Origin of the sequence: Streptomyces sp. YIM 98790 (assembly GCF_011421595.1) — a bacterium.
Classification (GTDB): Bacteria; Actinomycetota; Actinomycetes; order Streptomycetales; family Streptomycetaceae; genus Streptomyces.
This window is the reverse complement of record NZ_WTLH01000370.1, coordinates 1-1,928: the sequence shown is the minus strand read 5'-3', so window position 1 is coordinate 1,928 and position 1,928 is coordinate 1. Positions and strand designations below refer to the sequence as shown.

Here is a 1,928-nt window from a genome sequence, read left to right as displayed (position 1 = left end):
TGGGTGACCCGCTCCTCGTCGGGGACGGTGCCGCGCACCAGCGGGACCGCGCCGCGCGGGGCCTCCGCCGGGGGCGCGGGCAGGGCGGCGGCGGCCGGCTCGGGCACCGGGCGGTGGTCGGCGGCCTCCAGGTCCAGCAGTTCCAGCGGGGCCAGGCCGTCCAGGGCGGGCAGCAGCTCGCGCAGCCGGGAGGCCAGTTCGGAGGCGCGCAGCCGGGAGGCGGGGGACTTGGCCAGGCATTGCTGGATCAGCTCCCACAGGGCGGGCGGCAGGCCGGGCAGCTCGGCGGCCTTCTCGGTGACCTGGCGGCGCAGCACCGCTCCGGAGTGCCCGCCGCCGAAGGGGGTGAAGCCGGCCAGCAGCTCGTAGAGCACGGTGGCCAGGGCGTAGATGTCGACCGGGGCGCGGGAGGGCAGGCCCTCGATGATCTCGGGGGCCATGTAGTCGGGGGTGCCGACCACGCCGCCCGCGGTGCCGCGGCGGGGCTCCTCGATGAGCTGGGCCACGCCGAAGTCGGTGAGCAGCGCCACCGGCTCCGGGCCGGAGGTGTCCAGCAGGATGTTCTCCGGCTTGACGTCACGGTGGACGATGCCGGCGGCGTGCGCCACGGCGAGGCCGCCGGCCACTCCCGCGACGATGGCCACCGCCTCGCGGGGGGCCAGCCGGCGGCGGGCGGCGAGGTGGCTGCGCAGGTCGGGGCCGCGCACCAGGTCCATGACCAGGGCCAGGTCGCCGCCCTCGGCATCGTCGCCGAGGACCAGATCACGGACGCCCACGATGTGCGGGTGCTCCAGGCCCAGCAGGGTGTGCCGCTCGTGGGCGAAACGCGCCACCAGGTCGGCGTCGGCCGCGAGATCCTCCCGGAGCACCTTGATCGCCACCGGGCCGTCCGGGCCCTCGCCGAGCCACACCGTGCCGGCACTGCCGCGGCCCAGCACCCGGTGAGCGGTGTAGCGGCTGCCGATGTTGCGTGCCATGGCGCGAGGCTACGACGACCCGGGGGCGGGGCGCGGTGCCGGTGATCCGCATTGCCCGGATTCGCCGGGAACACCGCGCCCGAATTCACCACCGATTGTCGATAAATCCCCCCAGCGACCATCCGGTTCGGGCCGGGTGGCCGGAGCGGGCCGCCCCCGGGCGGGGCGGTTCAGTTGCCGGTGCCGGGGACATTCTGCTCGACGTCGTTGACGGTCTGCTGGGCCTCCTCGATCAGGCCGAGAAACTCCCGCACATCGTTGAACCAGTCCTTGGTCGCCTCCCAGAAGCTCTTCCCCTCGGCGATCCAGTCCTGGACCGGGGTGAAGTTCCACACCAGGAAGCCGGTCACCACCAGGATCAGCACCATGAACAGGCAGCCCTTGAGACAGCCCAGGCCCGGGATGCGCATCGGGTTCGCGCTGCGGCGCGGCTCGCGCGGCGGGCGCGGCTCACGCGGCGGACGGGACTCCCGGGGCGGCGCGGACCGGCGCTGCGGCTGCTGCTGCGGCTGGGGATAGGGCTGCGCCGGAGGAGCCTGCGGCAGCTGCTGCGGCTGTGGCTGCGGATAGCCGTAACCGCCGCGCCCGGGCGGCTGCTGATACCCGTAGCCGGGCTGCTGCTGAGGGTAGCCGTAGCCGCCCTGCTGCTGCCGGGCGGACTGCTGCGGGGGCTGGGGACGGCGCTGCGGACGGCGCTGGGGCTGCCGGTACAGCGGGTCCTCGGCCGGGTCGAAGGGCTGCACCTGGGTGGCCTCGTTGCGTTCCCGCGCGGCCCGCATCTGGTTCTGCCACGGGTGCGGCTCGTCCGGGCCGGATTCGCGGTGGCCGGCCACCGGCATGGCCCGGGTCGGGTCCACCCCGCTGCCCCGGCCGCCGGGCCCGGCCGGTCCGCCGGGCCCGGTCCGGGGCAGGGCCGCGGTGGGGGCGAAGGGGTCGGCCGGTGCCGGCCCG

1 protein-coding gene and 1 pseudogene are annotated in these 1,928 nt (G+C 75.8%); both read right to left on the bottom strand.

Annotation, left to right across the window (positions count from 1 at the left end):
* A partial coding sequence (locus GQS09_RS28120; RefSeq protein ID WP_165990332.1) for a serine/threonine-protein kinase occupies positions 1–977 on the bottom strand: 977 nt, incomplete at its 3' end.
* Positions 978–1,147: 170 nt separating this feature from the next.
* A pseudogene (locus GQS09_RS28115) lies at positions 1,148–1,928 on the bottom strand (hypothetical protein); the annotation flags it as partial.